General features: G+C 49.4%; 19 protein-coding genes. 10 read left to right on the top strand and 9 right to left on the bottom strand.

Annotated features, from left to right (window positions below):
• Nucleotides 1-38 precede the first annotated feature (38 nt).
• Nucleotides 39-1,172, bottom strand: a complete 1,134-nt coding sequence (locus ACN4EK_RS28000) for a polyamine ABC transporter substrate-binding protein (protein WP_431661702.1) — start codon at nucleotides 1,170-1,172, stop codon at nucleotides 39-41.
• Nucleotides 1,173-1,280: 108 nt separating this feature from the next.
• Nucleotides 1,281-2,411 (bottom strand): ABC transporter ATP-binding protein, encoded by a 1,131-nt coding sequence (locus tag ACN4EK_RS27995; protein ID WP_431661701.1) that lies wholly within the window; start codon nucleotides 2,409-2,411, stop codon nucleotides 1,281-1,283.
• A gap of 444 nt (nucleotides 2,412-2,855) precedes the next feature.
• Between ACN4EK_RS27995 and mrdA the strand changes: the two genes are divergently transcribed.
• A complete protein-coding gene (gene mrdA, locus ACN4EK_RS27990) occupies nucleotides 2,856-4,667 on the top strand; it encodes a penicillin-binding protein 2 (RefSeq protein WP_431661699.1) in 1,812 nt (603 codons plus the stop codon).
• Between the two features lie 15 nt (nucleotides 4,668-4,682).
• On the opposite strand, the gene cysK is transcribed toward mrdA, so the two are convergent.
• Nucleotides 4,683-5,645 (bottom strand): cysteine synthase A, encoded by a 963-nt coding sequence (gene cysK / locus ACN4EK_RS27985; protein WP_431661698.1) that lies wholly within the window; start codon nucleotides 5,643-5,645, stop codon nucleotides 4,683-4,685.
• A 487-nt stretch (nucleotides 5,646-6,132) separates the two neighbouring features.
• On the opposite strand from cysK, the gene ACN4EK_RS27980 reads away from it, so the two are divergent.
• Both ACN4EK_RS27980 and ACN4EK_RS27975 read left to right on the top strand, forming a co-directional pair.
• The gene (locus tag ACN4EK_RS27980; RefSeq protein ID WP_431661697.1) at nucleotides 6,133-6,426 is read left to right on the top strand and encodes a hypothetical protein; all 294 of its coding nucleotides are present in this window, start codon (nucleotides 6,133-6,135) and stop codon (nucleotides 6,424-6,426) included.
• 174 nt (nucleotides 6,427-6,600) lie between these two features.
• Nucleotides 6,601-7,203: a MarC family protein gene (locus ACN4EK_RS27975; RefSeq protein WP_431661696.1), complete on the top strand. Its 603-nt coding sequence runs from the start codon at nucleotides 6,601-6,603 to the stop codon at nucleotides 7,201-7,203.
• A gap of 19 nt (nucleotides 7,204-7,222) precedes the next feature.
• On the opposite strand, the gene gatA is transcribed toward ACN4EK_RS27975, so the two are convergent.
• From gatA to trxA, 5 genes are all read right to left on the bottom strand, one after another.
• Nucleotides 7,223-8,674, bottom strand: a complete 1,452-nt coding sequence (gene gatA, locus ACN4EK_RS27970; RefSeq protein WP_431661694.1) for an Asp-tRNA(Asn)/Glu-tRNA(Gln) amidotransferase subunit GatA — start codon at nucleotides 8,672-8,674, stop codon at nucleotides 7,223-7,225.
• A gap of 119 nt (nucleotides 8,675-8,793) precedes the next feature.
• Nucleotides 8,794-10,239: a dihydrolipoyl dehydrogenase family protein gene (locus ACN4EK_RS27965; protein ID WP_431661693.1), complete on the bottom strand. Its 1,446-nt coding sequence runs from the start codon at nucleotides 10,237-10,239 to the stop codon at nucleotides 8,794-8,796.
• A gap of 79 nt (nucleotides 10,240-10,318) precedes the next feature.
• Complete coding sequence (gene cobD / locus ACN4EK_RS27960) at nucleotides 10,319-11,443, bottom strand: threonine-phosphate decarboxylase CobD (RefSeq protein WP_431661692.1); 1,125 nt, start codon at nucleotides 11,441-11,443, stop codon at nucleotides 10,319-10,321.
• Nucleotides 11,444-11,477: 34 nt separating this feature from the next.
• Nucleotides 11,478-11,756 (bottom strand): HU family DNA-binding protein, encoded by a 279-nt coding sequence (locus tag ACN4EK_RS27955; protein ID WP_431661690.1) that lies wholly within the window; start codon nucleotides 11,754-11,756, stop codon nucleotides 11,478-11,480.
• A 684-nt stretch (nucleotides 11,757-12,440) separates the two neighbouring features.
• Nucleotides 12,441-12,758 carry a thioredoxin gene (gene trxA / locus ACN4EK_RS27950; protein ID WP_431661689.1) on the bottom strand — a complete coding sequence of 106 codons (318 nt, stop codon included), beginning with the start codon at nucleotides 12,756-12,758 and terminating at the stop codon, nucleotides 12,441-12,443.
• Between the two features lie 256 nt (nucleotides 12,759-13,014).
• On the opposite strand from trxA, the gene fabG reads away from it, so the two are divergent.
• From fabG to ACN4EK_RS27935, 3 genes are all read left to right on the top strand, one after another.
• Entirely contained in the window at nucleotides 13,015-13,779 is a 765-nt protein-coding gene (gene fabG / locus ACN4EK_RS27945) for a 3-oxoacyl-[acyl-carrier-protein] reductase (RefSeq protein WP_431661688.1), read from the top strand.
• Nucleotides 13,780-13,943: 164 nt separating this feature from the next.
• Nucleotides 13,944-15,509, top strand: a complete 1,566-nt coding sequence (locus tag ACN4EK_RS27940) for an MBOAT family O-acyltransferase (protein WP_431661687.1) — start codon at nucleotides 13,944-13,946, stop codon at nucleotides 15,507-15,509.
• A 52-nt stretch (nucleotides 15,510-15,561) separates the two neighbouring features.
• On the top strand, nucleotides 15,562-16,581 hold the full coding sequence (locus ACN4EK_RS27935; protein WP_431661686.1) for a hypothetical protein: 1,020 nt from the start codon (nucleotides 15,562-15,564) through the stop codon (nucleotides 16,579-16,581).
• 18 nt (nucleotides 16,582-16,599) lie between these two features.
• Here the strand turns inward: ACN4EK_RS27935 and ACN4EK_RS27930 are convergent, their stop codons facing one another.
• Nucleotides 16,600-16,737: a hypothetical protein gene (locus ACN4EK_RS27930; RefSeq protein WP_431661685.1), complete on the bottom strand. Its 138-nt coding sequence runs from the start codon at nucleotides 16,735-16,737 to the stop codon at nucleotides 16,600-16,602.
• Between the two features lie 235 nt (nucleotides 16,738-16,972).
• Between ACN4EK_RS27930 and groL the strand changes: the two genes are divergently transcribed.
• The 4 genes from groL (at nucleotide 16,973) to ACN4EK_RS27910 (ending at nucleotide 22,249) form a co-directional block, all read left to right on the top strand.
• Nucleotides 16,973-18,649, top strand: a complete 1,677-nt coding sequence (gene groL / locus ACN4EK_RS27925; RefSeq protein ID WP_431661684.1) for a chaperonin GroEL — start codon at nucleotides 16,973-16,975, stop codon at nucleotides 18,647-18,649.
• A 228-nt stretch (nucleotides 18,650-18,877) separates the two neighbouring features.
• A complete protein-coding gene (locus tag ACN4EK_RS27920; protein WP_431661683.1) occupies nucleotides 18,878-19,039 on the top strand; it encodes a hypothetical protein in 162 nt (53 codons plus the stop codon).
• A 79-nt stretch (nucleotides 19,040-19,118) separates the two neighbouring features.
• Nucleotides 19,119-21,029 carry a GTPase family protein gene (locus ACN4EK_RS27915; RefSeq protein ID WP_431661682.1) on the top strand — a complete coding sequence of 637 codons (1,911 nt, stop codon included), beginning with the start codon at nucleotides 19,119-19,121 and terminating at the stop codon, nucleotides 21,027-21,029.
• A 47-nt stretch (nucleotides 21,030-21,076) separates the two neighbouring features.
• Nucleotides 21,077-22,249, top strand: coding sequence for a DNA double-strand break repair nuclease NurA (locus tag ACN4EK_RS27910; RefSeq protein WP_431661680.1), 1,173 nt, complete (start codon nucleotides 21,077-21,079; stop codon nucleotides 22,247-22,249).
• Nucleotides 22,250-22,352 lie beyond the last annotated feature (103 nt).

The raw sequence follows: 22,352 nt of genomic DNA, 5'->3' as shown, positions 1-22,352 counted from the left end.
CGTGATTGAACAAATCCATAGCCTGACTGCCGCTGCAATCAACTACTGGTTAATAACGTCCAATACCGTTCGTAGAGCGCTAACACTTTGGGGGCGATCGGCGAAATGCGCTCGGAACTCGCCAGAATCTCATCAGGTGGAAATAGGCTGGTATTGTTCCGCAGAGGGGCAGGAAGTTGGTCATAGGCAGCCTGATTGGGAGTGGCAAAAAACTGGCGTTGCGTAATTTGAGCCGCAACTGACGGCTGGAGCATATAGTTAATCCACGCATAGGCCGCATCGGGATTGGGAGCCGTTTTGGGAATTACGATCGTATCGCTCCATAACGAGGTGCCACTTTGGGGAATCACATATTTAAGATTGCGATCGGGATTATCTTTAATCAACCGCACCGCATCAGCAGAGTACACCATCGCTAATACCAAATCCCCTGCCAATAATTGCTCTTTCCAGGCATCCGTCGTAAATGATGCGATCGCGGGCTTCAGTTGTACCAACTTTTCATAGGCCGCCTTAATCTGCTGCGGATCGGTGGAATTGTAGGAATGCCCGAGGGAGCGGAGGGTCGCTCCCATCACCTCCCGCACATCATCCAGCAAAGTCATCCGCCGTTTGAGTGGCTCAACATAATCCCACAGAAACGTCCAATCTTCAGGTTCTGGATTCAAGCGATCGGCATCATAAATCAATCCAGTGGTACCCCAACTAATGGGCACACTGTGGCGGTTACCCGGATCGTAGGCTGAATTTTGGAACTGCGGCAAAATGTTACTCAGACCATCAATGCGGGTATGATCCAGTTCACTTAAGAACTCTAACTCGATCATTTCCTCAACCTTGTAGTCCGAGGGATACAAGATACTATATGTGGCACCCTTTCCGGCTTGAAACGTCGCCAGCATAATTTCATTGGAATTGAAAATATCGTAAGTCACCCGAATGCCCGTCTGCGTTGTAAACGCTTCCACTAACGGTGGATCAACGTAGTTTGTCCAGGTGTAGAGGGCAAGCTCATCGGATCGTCCCCTGCCCGCCTGCACAGGACGCACTTCGGCTAGGGTCCAGCCACAGCCTGACAGCATCACTCCGGCACTAGACAGGATAGAAGTTCGTAAGAAAGCCCGTCGAGTGGGATGGGGAGATGGCGATCGGGAAGAGGCAGCAGAAGTCATAACGCAGGCACACCGGAAGAAGAAACACAAAAAATTCATCCCAGTCAGATGGAGTCATTGCTCCTGAGCGATCTCTCCAGCCAGAGTGACGATCGCTGGCAACGTCGGTTAACTGGTAGACAAAGCTAAACAATCCAACGGCGACCAGGAAATATAAATAGGTGTTTCGGCATTCGGAGGATTATGCACCACATTCGGTTGCATGATCGTAATTTGATCACCAGAGGTCAGTTCGACCAGATAATGCATGTGAGTTCCCAGGTACATCACTGTTTGTAACCGACCTTCAAAGCAATTCACCGGTTCACTGGACGGAGTCAAACTAAACCGGATCTTCTCTGGTCGCACACTAATCACGGCACTGCCCGATGTCGGCTCATGCCCGTCGCCCGATCGCTTCACCTTAATCCGCAAGCCCTTATCGGTGACAATCCACAACATTTCTGGATGTGCCCCTTCCACCTTACCGTGCAGCAGATTAGTATCCCCAATAAAATCCGCCACAAATGGAGTTTGGGGAGCCTCATAGATTTGGCTGGGGGAACCAATTTGCTCGACCTTACCGTGATTCATCACCGCAATGCGATCGGACAAACTCAAAGCTTCCTCCTGATCGTGCGTCACCATCACAAAGGTCAGCCCTAACTCCTGATGTAAATTAGACAACTCCACCTGCATCTCTTTCCGGAGTTTCAAATCTAACGCCCCTAAAGGCTCATCCAGTAGCACCACGGCAGGGCGGTTCACCAAAGCTCGGGCTAGGGCAATCCGTTGCTGCTGCCCACCGGATAGCTGAGCCGGATACCGTTTAGCAAACGTTTCCATTTTTACCAGCTTTAAGACTTCATTCACCCGATCCTGAATTTCTGCCCGCCCCCGGTGCTTTAGGCGCAAGCCAAAGGCAATATTGTCCCAAACCGTCAAATGATTAAACAGGGCATAGCTCTGAAACACCGTATTGACTGGACGGCGATAGGACGGCACATTGCTAACCCGCTGTCCCTGAATTAAGATTTCTCCCGTCGAGGGCGTTTCAAATCCAGCAATCAGCCGTAAAGTGGTCGTCTTACCGCAGCCGGAAGGTCCCAAAATGCTAAAAAATTCGCCCCGACGAATTCCGAGATCAACACCACGAACCGCCGTTTCGCCGTTAAATACCTTATAGACTTTGCGGAGTTCGACATCTAGGTCAGTATCGGTTGCAGCCGATCGCTGATTTTGGGTAGCAGTTTGAGACATGTTGGCGATTCCCTGTAAGAGGTTAACCAGCGGAAAAATTCATCTCATCAACGATTAAAACTTGGCTGAGAGGTGATTCCAAAGGTAGAATAGGCGGTTTCTATCCGTCTTCTGGTAGAGTTGCAAATTGGACTTGAGGTTTATTTTATCTACCTACTCTCCATTCAGGATTCCCCATCCAAGATTTAAACTGGGCAGATCGCTGCAACCAGGTGAACCCTCACTTCTATCATCCCTGAATCCCTCCTTTGTCCATCAACGTTAAGTTATTTTGAGCAATCTGATACGATTAGTCCTCATAAGCTGAGTGATGCATTTACCTGATTTTTTGGTTTGGATATAGATTGCCCCACCTGATTGAGCCCCCCCTTCATCAGTTAGGTAAAGATTTCTTACTATTGCTCTCCTCGCTGGACTTCTGCTCTCTCTGTCACACCTGAACGCATGACGCTAACTCAACCTTCCACCATTCATCAAACCACCATACCTCGTGCTGCTGGTCAACGCTACCGATCGGTGTTTCTCATGGTCGGCATTTCGCTGATTCTGCTGGGTGGGATTGGTAGTCGCTTAGCCTACCTCCAACTGGTGGAGGGCGAGCGTAACCGCAAAATGGCAGACGAAAACCGGATTCGCCTGATTCCCAAACAGCCCGAACGCGGCAAAGTTCTCGATCGCAAAGGCAAAATTTTGGCAGGCAGTCGCTTATCCCATTCTGTGTTTCTCTGGCCGCTGGCGCGGAAAAAAGGCGAGTGGGAACCAACCGTCAAACGATTGGCGCAAATTTTGGAGATTCCGGAAGACCCCATTCGCAAACGTCTGGAACAGGCAGGCTACAACTCCCCCTCCCTGGTGCGGATCGCCCGAGGGATTAGTCCGGCTCAGGTCACGGCTTTGACCGAATACAGTAGCGAAATGGAAGGGGTACAGGTCGATGCCGAAGCGGTGCGCTATTACCCGAATGGAGATTTAGCCGCCCATGTTTTGGGCTATACCGGCGAACTGAGTGATAAAGATCTAGAACGCTTAAAAGACCAGGGCTATCGTTTGGGCGATGTGGTGGGTCAAATGGGAGTAGAGTCGGCATTTGAAAGCCAACTTCGCGGTGAATGGGGCGGTCAGCAGGTTGAGGTAGATGGCACAGGGCAGGTGGTTCGGATTCTAGGGCAAAAGGAAACCCATGCCGGGAAAGATGTGACGCTGACCCTGGATAGTGACTTACAAAAAGCCGCAGAGGTGGCATTGGGCGATCGCAAAGGGGCGATCGTGGCGATCGATCCCAATAATGGGGCAGTGCTGGCAATGGTCAGTCGTCCTGCCTTTGATCCCAATCTGTTTTCAACCCGAATTACCGATGCCCAGTGGCAACGGCTACAAAGCGAAGATCATCCCTTTGTCAATCGCACCCTGCAAGGATTCCCACCTGCCAGCACCTTCAAAATTGTCACCACGACGGCAGGCATTGAGTCAGGCAAGTTTAGTCCCGATACCGTACTAGGCACCTATCCCTCGATTACCGTGGGGGGCATTGAGTTTGGGGATTGGAATCGGGCAGGCTTTGGGCCCTTAGGCTTTGTCGGCGCGATGGCCTGGAGTAGTGACACCTTCTTCTACCAGATTGCCATGGGCATGGGGGATCAACCCCTGATCCAGTGGACTCGCCGCTATGGCTTTGGCAAGAAGACCGGGATTGAACTATCAGATGAGGAAGCCCCCGGCTTGGTTCCAGATGATGCCTGGAAGCGGAAAACCTTGAATGAAGGCTGGTTTTTAGGAGATACGGTCAACATGTCGATCGGGCAGGGTTTTCTGCAAGCCTCCCCATTACAAGTGGCAGTGATGTTTGCGGTGCCAGCCAACGGCGGCTATCTGGTTAAGCCGCATTTGCTGAAGGACAACGAAGACTCCCGCAATTGGCGAGAATCTTTAAACCTACAGCCCGTCACCTTACAGATTCTGCGGGACGGGTTACGCAGCGTGATTTTGGATGGCACCGGCACCGCCTTAAATGTGGCAACCCTACCACCCATCGCTGGCAAAAGCGGTACTGCCGAAGACTTTGGACGCGAATCCCATGCCTGGTTTGGTGCCTACGCTCCAGCCGATAAGCCGGAAGTGATCGTCGTTGCCTTTGCCGAAAATTCGGGTGGGGGTGGGGGATCGGTCGCCGCTCCCATGGTGCGCCAGGTACTAGAAGCTCACTTTAACCGCAAACCCGCTCAAGCAGCGGCGATCGAACCTGTACTCACCGACTAATACCGAATCCCCCAATTAATTCAAGACCGCATATTCCGCCGCTTCCAGATCCTTAAATAGGGGTGTACTGAGATAGCGCTCACCAAAGCTCGGTTGCACCATCACAATTAAGCGTCCGGCATTCTCTGGACGTTTAGCCACCTGAATTGCCGCAGATAACGCCGCTCCAGAGGAAATCCCTGATAGTAAGCCTTCTTCGCGGGCTAACCGGCGAGCATAGGCGATCGCGTCGTCATCTGCGACCGTAATCACTTCATCCACAACAGCCGCTTCATAGATAGTTGGCACAAATCCGGCACCAATCCCTTGAATCTTATGGGCACCGGGTTTCCCCCCCGACAACACAGGGCTACTGGCAGGTTCTACTGCGATCGCCTGAAACCCTGGCTTCCGCTGTTTCAGGACTTCAGCCACGCCAGTAATCGTCCCCCCTGTCCCCACTCCAGCAATCAAAATATCGACTTGACCATCGGTATCAGCCCAAATTTCCTCCGCCGTCGTTTCGCGATGAATTTTAGGATTCGCTGGGTTGCGGAATTGTTGCAACATATAGGCATTCGGCGTACTGCTGACAATTTCCTGCGCCCGCGCGATCGCCCCTCGCATTCCTTCTACTCCCGGGGTTAGCTCCAGTTGGGCACCATACGCCTTTAACATGGCACGTCGTTCCAGACTCATCGTATCTGGCATCGTCAGAATTAGGTGATAACCTTTTGCTGCCGCCACCATTGCCAGAGCAATGCCAGTATTACCAGAGGTTGGCTCGACTAAAATTGTTTTTTCCGGCTGAATTAAACCCGCCGCTTCTGCCTCCTGCACCATACTGACCCCAATGCGGTCTTTTACTGATGCTGCCGGATTCATACCTTCTAACTTCACCAGAATTTGGGCAACGCAGCCCTCGACCTGAGGAATTTTGTTGAGTTGGACGAGCGGCGTATGGCCAACCAACTCGGTCACATCTTTAGCAATTCGCATAGGTTGAGTTTTGCTCCTCAAAGATTAACTATTTCAAAACGTACATTTGCTGCAAGTCGATAAGCGTAGACTACTTCGAGACACCACTTTCCGCAGAAATCTCACAGTAATTTTAAGCTCATCGCCAGTATACTACGGTTTATCGATAGGCTTAATCGACTTTACAGATTTGCTCAAGATTCTCTTGAGCGGATCTCCGTCCCCCGTTAGCAGCAGACAGAGTTGCTACCCAAAGGAATGGGATCACTTTGCAAAATTTTATGGTTTAAGCGCTTGATCGCCAGATCTATCGCGATTTAGTAGCCTGTGATACGGAATATCCGTCGATCGCTCAGATCCCGCTTGCCTCTCACCAAGTTTTTTTAAGAATGATTTAAGATTTCTCTCAACTTAAGCAGAGTGGCGGAATTGCTTTTATTGTGTAGTCAGTGAACAAGGGTTTGTTTCGAGCTACGGTTAGCCAACTTTACATAGGTGCTATCTGTTCATGATGACCTTACCAATGTTGCTCCGTTCCCTATTATTGGCAAGTACGCTGAGCTTTACAGTTCCCCTCTTCCTGATTGGGGTCCTGCTGTTCTGCCTATCTATGTTCTCCTGGGTACCAGTTTCTGAATCCTTGGCTCAACTGGGGTTAAACCAAATCTTGAAGTTTTTAGCCGTTTTTGGACAGGGAGATGCCTTTCAGGGCGCAATTATCATCGGTTTTACCTGTAGTCTGGTCGGCACATTGTTTGACACCTATGCTTACTATCAACGGCAGTCCTTAAAGGACAGTTAAACATAGGCGCTAAACGTCCAGATATGTTTCTCTACTGGTGGATCGAATTTGGCAGCATCATGTTGTCGGTTGCCCCAAGAGTAGGCATAAGCCAATCCAGCACAAGATTGACAGCCTTCCGAACCCAGATTTCGCTACAGTTAAAAAGGCTATCTTGACTCAGCTCAGAGAACTGTGGACATTTCAGTTTTTGCCCAAACATTTATTGCCGTATTCGTCATGGCAGATGCCCTGGGCAATGCCCCGATCGTCTCTGTGTTAACGAAAGGTATGGAACCAGACGATCGCGGACGGGCAATTGATCGGGCGAGTTTAATTGCCACCGTAGTATTGCTCGCCTTTGCCTTTAGTGGTGAGACAATTTTGCACTATCTTCATGTCAGCATGGGAGCGTTACAAGCCGCCGGAGGGTTGTTACTCCTGCTAATTGCACTGGATATGTTGCAAGGCAAATTAGATGTGCCAACTGTGGAAGCAGATCATGATGTCGCTATCACTCCCTTAGCTTTGCCCTTGCTTGCCGGACCGGGAACGCTGACGACCGTTATGTTGATGATGTCTGAATCACCGAATGCCCAGGTTAGTGTGGTAGTCGGTATTGTCTCAGCCATGCTGATTACCTGGATCATTGTCCGGCAGTCGGTGTATATCGATCAATGGATGGGGGCACAGGGAGCCATTATCGCCACAAAACTACTGGGCTTTTTGTTAGCGGCGCTGGCGATCGAAATTGGCAGTGCTGGCATCCGCGAATTATTTCTGATCACCAGTTCCTAACCCCCAAGTACGGGCGGGTTTAAAGTAATTGGGGCGATCGGGTATGCCAGTCCGTCGCCTGCTCATAGGCATGGGCAACCTGGAAGATCAAATCTTCTCGCAGCACATTCGCCACAATTTGTAAGCCGATCGGTAAGCCCTGGGCATCAAACCCACAGGGAATACTCATGCCCGGTAGCCCCGCCAGGTTAACCGGAATCGTCATCAGGTCAGACAGATACATGCTGAGGGGATCTGCGGTCTTCTCGCCTGCCTTAAAGGCAGTAGTAGGCGCAGTCGGAGAGACTAACACATCCACCTGTTCAAAGGCTCGCTCAAAGTCCTGTTTAATTAAAGTGCGGACTTTCTGGGCTTTGAGATAGTAGGCATCATAGTAGCCAGCGGATAGGGCATAGGTACCGATCATGATCCGCCGTTTCACCTCGGAACCAAAGCCCTGAGCCCGAGTTTTGGTGTACATATCCATCAAGTTGTCGGCTTGCTCAGTCCGATAGCCATATTTCACACCGTCATAACGAGCTAAATTCGCTGAAGCTTCCGAGGGGGCAATGATGTAGTAGGTGGGTAAGCCGTAGCGGAACCGAGGACAGGAGATCTCTTGAATTTCTGCGCCTAAGTCAGCCAATTGCTGAATCGCTTTCCGGGTCGCCTCCTCCACTACGGGATCCAAGCCTTCGCCGTAGGTTTCTCGAATCACACCCACCTTTTTCCCTTTTAAGTCAGGAATTAGGAATTGGGTGTAGTCGGGAATCGGCACATTCAGGCTGGTGGAATCTTTGGGATCATGTCCAGCGATCGCCCCTAGCAAAATTGCCGCATCTTCCACCGTCCGCCCAAAGGGCCCAATTTGATCCAGGGAAGAGGCATAGGCCACCAAACCATACCGGGACACCAAGCCATAGGTGGGCTTTAGCCCGACAACGCCACAGAGCGAGGCAGGTTGCCGAATCGATCCTCCCGTATCCGATCCCAGCGACACGACACATTCTTCCGCCGCTACTGCCGCCGCCGAACCACCGGAGGAACCACCAGGAACCCGCTCGACATCCCAGGGATTGCCGGTTAATTGGTACGCCGAGGTTTCGGTCGAGCTGCCCATGGCGAACTCGTCCATATTCGTTTTGCCAACCATCACGGCTCCCGCCTCCGCCAGTTTTTGCGTTACGGTCGATTCATAGGGCGGCACAAAGTTTTCGAGAATGCGGGAGGCACAGGTAGTGCGAATGCCTTTCGTACAGAGGTTATCCTTAATCCCGATCGGAATGCCTGCCAGTAGCCCAATCTCCTCTCCCGCCGCAATCCTGGCATCTACTTGCTGCGCCTGTTCCAATGCCCGATCGGGAGTGACTAGCAGAAAACTATGGAGCTTTGGTTCCAGCGCTGCAATCCGCTCCAGGGCTTCCTGGGTAATTTCAACGGCAGAGCGCTTTTTCTGAACAAGTTGTTGGTGAAGGGTACGAATCGATGCCATGCCGGGATCTCTGGTTTACTCAAAGTCCAAGTCTACAGTAGAACTTTGGCAAAATGCTGTTGATTTCTGGCGCGATCGGCTCTGGACTTTAGAACAAGCATCCATAGACCCCTGATTCATCAACGCCGAAACTGAAACCAGGCTTCCAGAAGATCCTGTAGACGCGGACGCTGTTTCAGGCGTAAATCATGCCATTGAGACACCGTTTGACTCAAAATTTCCGATCGCGTCAGACTAGGTAAATTTAATTGAGCTAAAGCTGGAATGGGTAATTTCTGCTGCATTGCTAACGCGATCGTTCCGATCAGTTCACTCGCTTGGCTACCGACTAAATGCGCTCCTAAGATCCTGCCATTGCGATGCCCAATTAACTGACAAAATCCAACTAAATCCCCTTGAATTTGGGCTTTTGGTAGGGCATTAAAGGATTGCTGAAGAATCATGACATCCTTACCGTAACGTTGAATCGCGGCTGATTCCGTTAATCCGATCGTCGCTAGCTCTGGATCAGCATTAACGACAAATGGAATGGTTAACCGTTCAGCCGTAAATACAGGCAAGAACAGGGCATTCTTGAGCGCCACCCGCGCTTCATGAATGGCTTGATTGGGACACCAATGTTGCTCACGCTGCCCCGTACAGGCATAGATTTTGGGGTGGCTGGTTCGTTGTTGCGGATTGACGACTAATCCCGTTGCCGATCGCTGGATACTTACAGCCGCTAAATTCAGGTTATCTAGTTCTGGCTGTTGCCCAACCGCTAAGAGAATTTCGTCGGTTTCAATCCCATGATTGCCTGCCTGTAACCATTTTTTGCCTTGAATTTGCCGAATCTGTGTCACTTTGGTTCGGGTCAGTACATTGACTCCCTCTGCCTCCAAACTCGCTTGCAGCCAAGCCGCTGCTTGGGGCTCAATCCCCGGTAAAATCTGGTCGCTATCCACAATCAGCGTGAGGTGTAAGCCCAAGCGAACCAGAGCTTGCGTCACCTCGATCGCAACCGGACTCCCCCCTACAACCACTAACTGGTTAAGCTGTTGCAGTTCAGGCAAGCGTTGCGCGATCGTGGTTGGCGTTAAATAACCTGCATCAGACAATCCCGGAATGTCAGGAATCAAGGGGCGGTGATGGGCAGCAATTAGATAAGCATTCGCATTCAGGAAGCGCCCATTCACTACAAATCCAGGGGATGGTTTGCGGCAAAATTCTCCCCGCCCTGGAATCACATCGACTCCCAAAGCCGCTAATTCCGCTGCCGAATTGGTTAATTCTGTCGTGGCTTTGACCACCTCTAACCACGATTGCAGCCGTTGCCATTGCGCTTCGATCGTTGTCTGATTAACGTCACCAATCTTGCCAATTCCTAATTCTCTGGCTCGTTGTAACTCAACCGTCCGTCGTCCAGCTTCTACCAGGGTTGATTGAGTCATCATCTCCAGGCGATCGCTCCCCTCCAGCCGTTGTTCGACCAAAGCAACTCGGGCTTTCAACCGCGCTGCCGTGATCGCTGCCTCAATGCCTGCTGCTGTGTTTCCAATAATTACTAAATTGTAGTCAACCGCCATACACCAACCCAGGACTGCCTCTCACAGCTTAGCCCAATCTATCCAGCGAGGTGTGAAAGCAGTATCCATGCCAAATGATTCAATCACTGCGATGATTCAACTGGGCTAGAACATCCGCTAACCCAGCTAACAAGCGTTGATTCTCAGACGGGGTACGCACAGCTACTCGGAAAAAGCGATCGCCCAATTCCGGGAAACTCAAACAATCCCGAATCAAAATTTGGTGCTGTTGCAATAGTTGAGTTTGTAAGTTGATCACAGAGTGATCCGATCGCACTAACAGAAAATTCGCCCCACTCGGGTAAGGATGCAGCCCTGGTAACGTAGCTAACCCATGAAATAACTGTTCACGGGCAGAGATCAACCAATCCCAGGTTTGGTGCTGAAACGCTGTATCCTGCACCACGGCTTCACCGACCACGGCGGCTAAGGTATTGACCGACCAGGGATCACGCCAGTGTTGCCAGCGTTGCAACCGATCGGGATGAGCGATCGCATATCCTAACCGCAACCCCGGCAAACTGTAGAACTTCGTCAACGATCGCAACACAACCAGATTGGGATACTGCGATACCTGTGCAATCAGGCTGTGCTGGTGTTCTGGCAGCAGAAAGTCCATAAATGCCTCATCCACTACCACCAGTTCAAACTGGTCTAGCAGGGGCAAAATAGCGGCTGGAGATTGCACAATTCCCGTGGGGTTATGGGGATTGTTGAGCAGTAATCCCATGGGTTGGGTTGGAGCCACAGGAGGCTGACTACTTACCCAAACTTGCTCATCGGTCAGGTGGAGTGGACAGGGCACGATCGTCGCTTGAAAGGCTCGTAATGCCCGGTAATAGTCGCCAAAGGCAGGGGTTGGCAGCACGACCGCCTCCAGTTCGGCTAACTCGCGGCATGCCCAGGTTAATAGTTCCGCCGAGCCATTTCCCGGCAGGATCCAGTCTAGTGAAATACCGTGAAATTGTCCCAATCCCGATCGCAGTTGGAGATAGCTCGGATCAGGATAGGCACACAGATCTGGTAAGTGGGTTTGAATCGCTGCGATCGCTGAAGCAGGCAACCCCAATGGATTAATACTGGCAGAGAAATCCAAAATAGCCGCTGGTGGACAATTTGCCACAGCAGATGCCCAGGCTAAATTGCCCCCATGCAAAGGGCGAGGAATGGCAGAGGACTCTAACCATTCCCCAGATGATTTCATCGCGTCTATCTCAGACAATGGTGGAGAATATCAACTATTCAGGAGCAACTTTTTCTTTGAATAATTTGCCCGCCGAAAACGCTGGAACTTTCGTTGCCGGAATATTCATTTTGTCTCCGGTTTTCGGGTTGCGACCTTCGCGGGCTTTCCGTTCTCTGGACTCGAATGAGCCAAACCCAACTAGCGTGACTTTATCGCCGCTACTCACCGCATCCACAATTGCTTCTAGGGCTGCCGTTAATACAGCATCCGCTTGCTTCTTGGTGACACTGGCTTTATCCGCCACAGCATCCACTAACTCGCCTTTGTTCATAGGATCTCCTTGATTTCAACGGGATACCTTGCACCCGTATCGAGCGACTAACCGCTATATCATCCCGAGCCAATTTGGGTGCAATAATCCGGCAAGAGCTTCAACCGAAATGGCTGAAACTCCCGCAGAATCGGATTTTCAATGACTTATTCTAGAGTGTGCTTTCGGAATCTGGATCGGTGAAACCATTAAAATATATAGATCTCAGCGTTTTTCTAGCAGTTTTACGGCTCTCAGCTATAAGCTATCCCTATCAAAACCACCCCAAAATCGCTCCTACTAGGGGTTTCCATGCTCGATCGCTGGCATTCAAGGGGTACTTGCTGATCAGGGCGATCGCCCCCTCAAGTTAGGTTCTTAGCCAGATAAAGCTGCAATTGTTTCATGAAACCCTTTCCAGCAGCCAATTTCAGCAACTAGTTTCTTCGCTAAACTTGATGACTCGATAGTTTTTAATTATCCACAAGCTAGTCTCACACGCTAATTGCACCGAATTTTACGATCGGCTTAACCCAGAATTTTTTATAAGACCAATTTACTGAAATTCCCGTTTCAAAACTTCACAAAAACCACCCGGAATCATCAAGTCGCGCCCCGATTCTGCCCATTCACCGCTCCATAGCAAAACGGATCAAGATGACGCACCTGACTCACCTTGATCCCAAGTGGCTAATTAATCGTGGATTAAACGATCGTCTGCAAATGTTTCATTAATTGATCCGCAGGAGCGACCCCTTCAATGCGATCGACGGGCTGACCATCTTTAAACAGCACCAGCGTTGGTAGCGCATAGATCTGATACTGCGAGGCAATCTGGGGATACTTCTCAGTATCAATCTTGACGATCCGTAAGCGCTCTTTCATCTGGTCATTCACCTGCTCCAGAATTTGCGCCATGACTCGGCAAGGACCACACCAGGTGGCATAGAAGTCAACTAATACAGGCACATCCGACTCGGACACCATTTGATCAAAACTGTTGAACTTCTTCTTTGTAGTCATCTTCAGCATCCTTCGCTGCTCGATGCTTCTATGCTAGCCAGCATTTGTCCGGAGTAACATTACGGTTTACACGATCGCACAATTACGCATCTGAAGCATCACCGTTGCTAATGGAGAAAAACTTGCCTAATTTCTAAAAGACAAGCCAGACATAGGTTTCGTTTCAGCCATCTGTCCTTCCCCACCTTGAATCATTGGTCATTGCCCCATTACCCGCTACGATGATCTATCGGTGTTTACTTGGATTAGGACAACTATGGAAGCATTGCCGGAAAATCTGCAACGGCTACGGGGCAAGGTGGCGATCGTGACTGGCGCATCCCGAGGCATCGGTCGGGCAACCGCTTTAGCACTGGCGACCGAAGGAGCCAAGGTGGTCGTCAACTACGCCAGTTCCAGTGAAGCGGCAGAACGGGTCGTCGCTGAAATTACGGCAATGGGGAGTGCAGCGATCGCCGTCCCGGCTGATGTCTCTAAAGCCGATCAAGTGGATCAGTTAATTAATACGACGCTGGAGCAATGGGGACAAATTGATGTTTTGGTAAATAACGCTGGAATTACCCGCGACACGTTACTGCTCCGGATGAAACAAGAGGATTGGCAGGCGGTGATTGACCTTAACCTCACAGGGGTCTTCCTCTGTACCAAAGCAGTGAGCAAAATTATGCTGAAACAGCGATCGGGTCGGATCGTTAATATCACCTCCGTCGCTGGGCAGATGGGGAATTTAGGGCAAGCCAACTATAGTGCGGCAAAAGCGGGTGTAATTGGCTTTACCAAAACGGTTGCCAAGGAACTATCCAGTCGAGGAATTACTGTGAATGCAGTGGCTCCGGGATTCATTGAAACAGATATGACCCATGATCTGAAAGCCGATGAAATCCTTAAGTTCATTCCGTTAGGACGGTATGGTCAAGCCGAAGAAGTCGCTGGCATGATTCGCTTTCTGGCTGCCGATCCAGCCGCCGCTTACATCACTGGTCAAGTCATGAATGTTGATGGTGGCATGGTGATGGCATAAACCGACGATCGACCTACAAAAGCATGAGATTTGTTCAATCGTTATACTCAGTTAAATAGTTCATTGATAACCATTGATGACTGCAAGAAATTCTGTCAATACTCTGTGGAGCAGGAACTATTTAAACTTGATAAAGTCTACTCTGTCATGATTGAACAGTCTCAATGCTATTTAATTCTTTAGAATTTATTTTTCTATTTCTACCGCTGACACTTGTCGGCTTTTTTCATTTAGGCACCCGATCGCAGTATCACCTGGCATTAGCATGGTTGTTAGCATCCGCTATTTTCTTCTATAGCTGGTCGAATCCCACCAATGTTATTGTCCTGCTCAGTTCAGTGCTCTTAAATTACGGCATTGGAGCCGTTCTGAATGAGCAGATTCATTTAGCTATCAGCAAGAAAGTAACACTGTTTATTGGCGTTTTACTGAATCTATCGTTCCTGGGCTATTTCAAATATGCCAATTTTTTCATCGAAACAACGAATAGTTTATTTGATACGAATCTCTATATTAGTAAAATTGCTTTACCTTTAGGCATCTCGTTTTTCACCTTTCAACAAATTGCTTACTTAGTCGATTCTTACCGGGGAGAAACAAAGTCAAATTATTCGTTTTTACACTATGCCACATTCGTTACTTTTTTTCCCTATCTATTAGCTGGTCCAATCAACCACCATAAAGCGATTATTACTCAGTTTTTCGATCGCACACTTTATCGCCTCAATCTAGAAAATATCACGATCGGGATCACGCTATTTAGCTTGGGTTTGTTTAAAAAAGTGGTGTTAGCCGATGGCGTTGCTCCCTATGCCAATCAAGTCTTTACAGCCGCCAGCCATCAAGATGTATCATTAACCTTGTTTGAAGCCTGGTTAGGAGCCTTAGCCTATACCCTGCAATTATATTTTGATTTCTCTGGTTATTCTGATATGGCAATCGGCATTGCCAAATTGTTTGGAATCCAACTGCCAATTAACTTTAACTCTCCCTATAAATCCCTCAGTATTATTGAATTCTGGCGACGCTGGCACATTACTCTTTCTAACTTCCTGCGGGACTATTTATATATCCCCTTAGGCGGAAATCGTAAAGGTGAAATTCGTCGCAATATTAATCTTATGATCACCATGTTATTAGGTGGGCTTTGGCATGGAGCCGGATGGTCATTTGTATTGTGGGGTGGTCTAAATGGGGTGTATTTGTTAATTAATCACCAGTGGCGATCGTATCGTCAGCGGATCTGGGGACAGGACTTAAACCCCAGCCCGTATTGGAGCCGATTTCTAAGTGGTCTGATCACGTTTATTGCGGTGGTCATCGGTTGGGTTTTCTTCCGCGCTAGAGATATGCACACTGCCTGGATAATGCTGCAAGGCATGGTCAGAGTGCAGGGACTTGACTTTACTGATTTAATGCCAAATTTAGAAATTGAAATCGAACAGGTAGAAGACATTTATGAGTTAGATCCACTGATGCTGACACTGATCATAGGTGGCTTACTGCTGATCGTTTGGTGTCTACCCAATACCCAGCAATGGATCGGCGAACACCACTTAGCCAATCATCAGCAACAATCAGCCATAACAAATAATGCCAAACCATCTCAATGGTGCAAAAAATTCTATTGGCAACCAAACCAATTCTGGGCAGTTATTTGTGCCATTTTAAGTGTGATTGCCTTGCTAAATTTAGTCAAAGTCAGTGAGTTTTTATATTTTGAGTTTTAGAGATTTGATTCTAGTTAATTAAGTATTTCGACGATCGCTGAGGGATAACCCGATGAGAACTTACTTAAATACCTACTTCAAAGTATTAATCACACTTATTCTAGCGATCGGGTTGCTGAATTATGTGGTTGACCCGCTCTGGTATCACAGTGGCAATCGCTTAACAGCCATTAATCCCCCCTGGAATGAACGGGTAGCTAAAACTAACCTTTATCTTCAGCAACCAGAAGCATACAACTGTTTAATCTTTGGGACTTCCAGAGCTACCATCCTTCACACCGAATGGTTTCAAAACCATCACTGCTTTAACTATGCCTTTAGTGGCGGCAAGATTGAAGAAATTATCAGTTATGCCGACTATATCAAACAAAAAGGGGCAAATCCGGCGATCGTCTATGTAGAAGTTGAGCCATTTAAATTGAATGAAGCCTCAGATGACTCCTATTTGACAGCCCGAGAAATTCAACCCACTCCACTCTATGAAACTTATTTTTTCTCGATGAATACACTGTCTTTATCGCTCAGAACAGTGTTAGACATGTATGAGCACTCCCGACTATATAACCAACATTTTAAAGTTACTTTATCGGAAGATATCCCAGATTACGAACCCGAATTAATCGCACCGGAACCACCTGGGCAACCCCCCGATCGCGACGCGTGTAAACTTGAACGAGTCAAGTCCTATCAAGCTCTCAAACAAAAATTTCCTCAAGCTGAATTTGTGGGATTCGTCGCCCCGATCTCCGCCTGGCGGGTATTCAATACCATGTATGCCGAAGGATTACTGAATTGCCAATTAGCTGGAACTCATCAAATCGCCAGTCTATTTAATCGCTTTTATGATTTTGCCATTCCTTCAGCCATGACCACTCGCACTGACAACACCTATGACGGCAACCATTACTATCCTCAGGTGTTTCAGGACATGGCTCAAACCCTGGAAGGACAACCACCCACCTTTGGCGTTGATGTCAAGCAATACCCATTAGCGACCTACCAATCGCTCTACGCCACACGACTACAGCAGTTTCTCCAACAAATTGGCAAAAGCGATCGCTGGCAAGGTTAGTTCCTCAAGGTCAACTCATCATGCTGTTTTAGACTGCTTACTCGCCAGCAATGGCATGATCCGAATAAAACAGGCGAACCCAACGACCAGAGCAATCAAGGCTAAAGGGGCATACAGGACAACCATGCCAACCAGAGTCATCAGCGTCTCGTTCATCGGTCTTGATGTTTCCGTAGATAAATAGCGATTTGACAAACCATTCAGTAGATTCAATCCTGACTATAGCGATTCCTTAATCAATTATTGACAAGACTTAATCGATCGATACAGAAACCTAATCTTTTGCGGAAGGATTGCCCAGACAGTCTTCATACATCATTAGATAGAAAAGCTTTTAGCAGTCGATCGCTGAGAGTGCTAAATTCTATGTGGAGAACTGAACGAGAAAGCTATGGCAAAGATTGTTGTCTTTCAAGAAGAATCCCGGCAGGCATTAGAGAAAGGGGTGAACGCTCTCGCCAATGCTGTGCGGGTCACGTTAGGGCCGAAGGGTCGGAATGTCCTGCTAGAGAAGAAATATGGCGCACCACAGATCGTCAATGATGGCATTACGATCGCCAAGGAAATTGAACTCGAAGATCCCCTGGAAAACACGGGAGCCAAGCTAATTCAAGAAGTTGCCTCTAAAACGAAGGATCTGGCAGGTGACGGCACCACCACGGCTACGGTATTGGCTCAAGCCATGATTCATGAAGGCTTGAAGAATGTGGCGGCTGGCAGTAATCCGGTCGCTCTACGACGCGGGATTGAAAAGGCTGTCGCCAAGCTGGTCACCGAAATTCAGGCGGTTGCGAAGCCGATCGAAGGCAACGCGATCGCCCAGGTAGCCACGGTTTCTTCCGGAAACGATGAGGAAGTCGGTGCGATGATTTCCGAAGCCATGAGCAAAGTTGGTAAGGATGGGGTGATCACCGTAGAGGAATCGAAGTCTCTAGCCACCGAAATGGAACTGGTGGAAGGGATGCAGATCGATCGGGGCTACATTTCTCCCTACTTCGTCACCGACACCGAGCGGATGATCGCAGAGTTTGAAAATGCGTTGATTCTGCTCACCGACAAGAAAATTGGTTCGATTCAAGAACTGGTTCCCGTCCTGGAGAAAGTGGCTCGTTCCGGGCAAGCTCTGATCGTAATGGCAGAAGACATCGAAGGCGAAGCTCTAGCGACCTTAGTAGTCAACCGTTTACGGGGTGTCCTGAGTGTCGCGGCAGTTAAAGCCCCCGGATTCGGGGAACGCCGTAAAGCCATGCTGCAAGACATCGCCGTCCTTACCAACGGACAGGTGATTTCGGAAGATATCGGACTCAGCCTCGATTCCGTCACCCTCGATATGCTGGGCAAAACCCGCAAAATCACCATCACCAAAGACGCGACAACGATCGTCTCCAACATCGAAAACTCAACCGATGTCGAGAAGCGGATTGTGCAACTGCGCCAAGAACTGGAACGCAGCGATTCTGACTATGACAAAGAAAAACTCTCAGAGCGGATCGCGAAGTTATCCGGTGGAGTCGCCGTGATCAAAGTCGGTGCCGCCACCGAAACCGAGCTGAAAGATCGCAAACTGCGGATTGAAGATGCGCTCAATGCCACCAAAGCCGCTGTTGACGAAGGAATTGTTCCCGGTGGTGGTGTCACCCTGATTCACTTAGCTCCTAAACTGGCAGAACTCAAGAGTGGGTTAACGACCGACGAGCAAATTGGTACAGATATTGTGCTGCGATCGCTGGAAGCGCCGTTAAAGCAAATCGCGGATAACGCTGGCGTAGAAGGTGCGGTGGTCGTTGAGAAAGTCCGGCACATGGACTTCAATATGGGCTACAACGCTTTGACTAACCAATTTGAGGATTTAATCGTCGCTGGCATTATTGACCCAGCCAAAGTCGTGCGTTCTGCCCTTCAGGATGCCGCCTCGATCGCAGGCATGGTACTGACCACAGAAGCCCTGGTGGTTGAGAAGCCTGAGAAGAAAGCCGCTGCTGGTGCTCCCGATGGTGGCATGGGTGGCATGGGCGGTATGGGCGGTATGGGCGGTATGGGTGGCATGGGCGGCATGGGCATGATGTAGTCCCTAACCCCGTAGCGGCTTAACAAGGCTGAGATAACGTCAGTCTTAGAGTAGGTTGTGATTCTAGCAGCCTACTCTTTTTCATAACTGTAATTCGACTGTCAAGCTCGTATAGCAGATTTCTGGCTGCCCGTGATATAAATCACCCCAAATGGCTACTGTTATCACATGACTCCTCCAACCAACAGACGATAACTGAAGTAGATTCCTCATTCTCCTGAAAACGTCATGTCTGGTTCACTTTGCAGCAAAGGCTCGATGATTATCCACGCGATCGCGATTACTACCGCCCTATCGATCGTGTCTGGCTATTTATCTCCTCAAACGGATTCTATTCATCGGTTTCCCACACCCCTAAATCTGAACGCCAACACATCGGCTCAACGCTAACTGATAGTCTGGTCCTGATCCCCGTCCACCGATCAAGAAAAGCTCCTAGACTGGAGACAACGAGATCAGCCCAGGACGTATGGTGCGACTAAACCGTTGGCAGTGGATAATATTAGCCGTTCCGATCGCCGCAACTGTTAGCTTCCTCATGATTGCGGCAGGCATGAAAATTCATGAGCTAGGAATTAACTGGATTTGGGGCATTATCGTCCTGGTCTTTGTCGGTTGGCGCTGGTTACTGGTCAAATGGACTCAACCAGCCTTTGCAGCAATTGAGGCAGTCGTAGCAGAAGTCGAAGCCGAACTTGAAGCCACACCCGACGAACAGGCTCCTAACCTAAGCAGCAATGTCGATCGTCAAGCAGAAGCCGCACTGCAACGGGTTTTAGCGGCATCCCGTACCGATCCAGTCCTCTGGGAAGACTGGGCAACCTTCTGGCAACGCTGTCAGCAAATGGTTACAGCGATCGCGCACACCTATTATCCAGACGATAAACGCCCGCTACTGAAAATTTATATCCCCCAAGCCTACACGCTTCTGCGGGGCACCGTGGATGACATGGATCAATGGATGGAAAAACTCTCCCCTGTCCTGAACCAAGTGACGATCGGGCAAGCCTACGAAGCGTATGAGATTTATAAACGGCTAGAACCCTCCGCCCGGAAGCTAATGCGCGTCTGGAACTGGGCACAGTGGGTATTAAATCCAGCCGCCGCCGTTGCCCGACAAGCAACTCAGAATTACAGTAATCAAGCCAATCAACAACTGCTAGGCAACTTAGGACAACTATTACGAGAAGCGGCTTTAACCAACTTAGGCAGACAGGCGATCGCCCTTTACAGTGGTAAAACGCCGAAGCTCCCCGAAGTCTCCGCCCCACCACCGACAACGCTGACCGCCAAAACTCAAACGTTGCGCGAGATTCTTACCCAAGCCGAACCGCCTGAACAGGTGGAGCAAAAGCCCGTGAATATTCTGCTCGTTGGCAGAACTGGGGCGGGCAAAAGTAGTTTGATTAATACGCTATTTATCGATCGTCGGGCTAAAGTCGATGTGTTACCCAGCACCGACCAACTGCAAGACTATCACTGGCAAGCCTCGACCGGAGAAACCCTCACCCTCTGGGATAGTCCCGGCTATGAACAAACCGATCGTCCTGATTTACGGGAACAGGTCTTAGACCTGCTGCCACAAGCCGACTTACTGTTGCTCGTCACCCCTGCGCTTGATCCAGCTCTACAAATGGATCTTGACTTCATTAAAGATGCCAAAGCCACCAGCCCAGACTTACCAGTGATTACTGCCGTGACTCAAGTCGATCGCCTGCGTCCGCTCCGCGAGTGGTCGCCGCCTTACGATTGGAAAGTCGGCACTCGCCCGAAAGAAATTGCCATTCGGGAAGCGATCAATTACCGAACTGAACTATTTGGTGAGTTTTGCCAGTTGGTATTCCCGATCGTCACTGGCGATCGGGATGCTCAGCGCACAGCTTGGGGAATGGAAGCCTTATCATTAGGACTACTAGAAGCGATCGCTCCGGCTAAACAACTGCGCTTTGCTCGCTTTCTCCGCAATCTCGAAACCCGCACCGTTGCCGCCGTTAAGATCATCGATCACTACACGTTCCAGATGGCAACCACTCAAGGACTCACCGCTTTACTGAAAAGTCCTGTCCTACAATTCATCTCCACCCTTACCACTGGCTCCCCCAATCTGGCTTACTTACTAGCCGAAAAAATTCCTGTAGAACAATTACCGATCGTCATTGGCAAACTTCAGATGGCGTATGATTTGTTCTCTCTGTTTAGCACTGGACAGCCAAACATCCAAAACTTTGATTTACTAGCCCTCTGGTCAGTTTTAATAGACAATACAGGCTCACCCGAGCGCAATGCCTGGGCTTTTGGTCATGCCATTACTGAATATTGGACTCAATCCCTAACAACGAACCAACTTCAAGACCGCTTTAACCACTATCTCAGTCTTTGAAGTAGGCAAATCATTGGGTCACTTCAGCCGCTATTCCATCTCTCATCATGCCCCTCAAACCTTCCCAGATTCTCAATCTGCTCAAAGCCAAACGTGATGACTTTACTAGATTCGACAAAACCGCTCTACAAGCCCTGGAAAAATATCGCTTTGCCCTCACAGAAGCCTCTCAGGAATCAGCCGAAGTATTACTGGAACAACTTAGTAGTTACTCGGTTAACGATCGTGGCGCAGAACCACTAGAAGCCACTGATCCCTGCCCCAATTGGATCATTCCCGCTAAATTCAATTGGCAAAGTCGTGAAGAAAGCTATGCCTGGGCTCGCGATCGCATTACTGGCGTTGCAACCTTTGCCGTTGACGGCTCCCAAATTTATCCCAGTAAGGATCTCTCCATTCCCGTCGCTCTCGTCCAAATTGGCTGGTACGAAAACTTCCATTCACCCGATGGTCGCTACGAAAAAGACATTGCCACTGATGTCATGACTCCCACCGACCTGAAAGTTAGCAGCAGTAGTGAACCCGTCGATCGTCGCGTCAATATGCGCCGCTTTGAAATGGAAGTTGAACGCTTAATCCAATATATGGAAGACCGTTCAAACTGTGGCAACTGTCTGGCGTTTTTCGATGGTTCCTTAGTTGCGACTTTTGCGGAAGCCTTCGATGACGATACGCGTCGCTTTTACGTTACCTGCCTGACTCGCCTGTTACAGGCAAGTGAACAACATCGCGTCCCCCTGATCGGCTACATCGATACATCCTATGCCCGTGATCTGACATTAATGTTGCAACGCTTGTATCGTCTTCCTGAAGTCGCTTCCATCCATGATCCTCCGCTCCTGAGCAAACACATGCAGTGGGGAGATCGCACCCCTCTATTCGCCTGCCGCCGCCCTGGCATTCTCAAACAATATCCCACCGCGATCGCGAACCGTATTGCCTTCACTTACCTGAAAGCCCACGACGGCTACCCCATTCGGCTTGAATTACCCATCTGGATCCACGAAGCCGGACTCCATGAACAAATCCTAGACTGGGTACGCTGCGAGATTATTATCGGTGGTGGTTATCCCTATGTGATTGAAACCGCCGATCAAACAGCCGTCCTGAAAAACGACGATCGGCATGTTTTCTATCGACTATTGCAAGATTGGGCAGATTCAGAAGAATTGAATCTCCGCCTATCTCGCAAAATGGTGAGTAAAGCCCGTCGCCGTTAATTCTCATAAAAACAAAATCCCTCTCCAATTTCTGGAGAGGGATTCCTGAATAATTACCCTGGCATCGAGCTATTTTTGCGGGACGCTACCGTCCGACTATCTT

Source organism: Pantanalinema rosaneae CENA516, from assembly GCF_050753385.1.
Classification (GTDB): domain Bacteria; phylum Cyanobacteriota; class Cyanobacteriia; order Leptolyngbyales; family Leptolyngbyaceae; genus Pantanalinema; species Pantanalinema rosaneae.
Note: the sequence above shows the minus strand (reverse complement) of the source record. Positions and strands in the feature narration are given on the sequence as shown.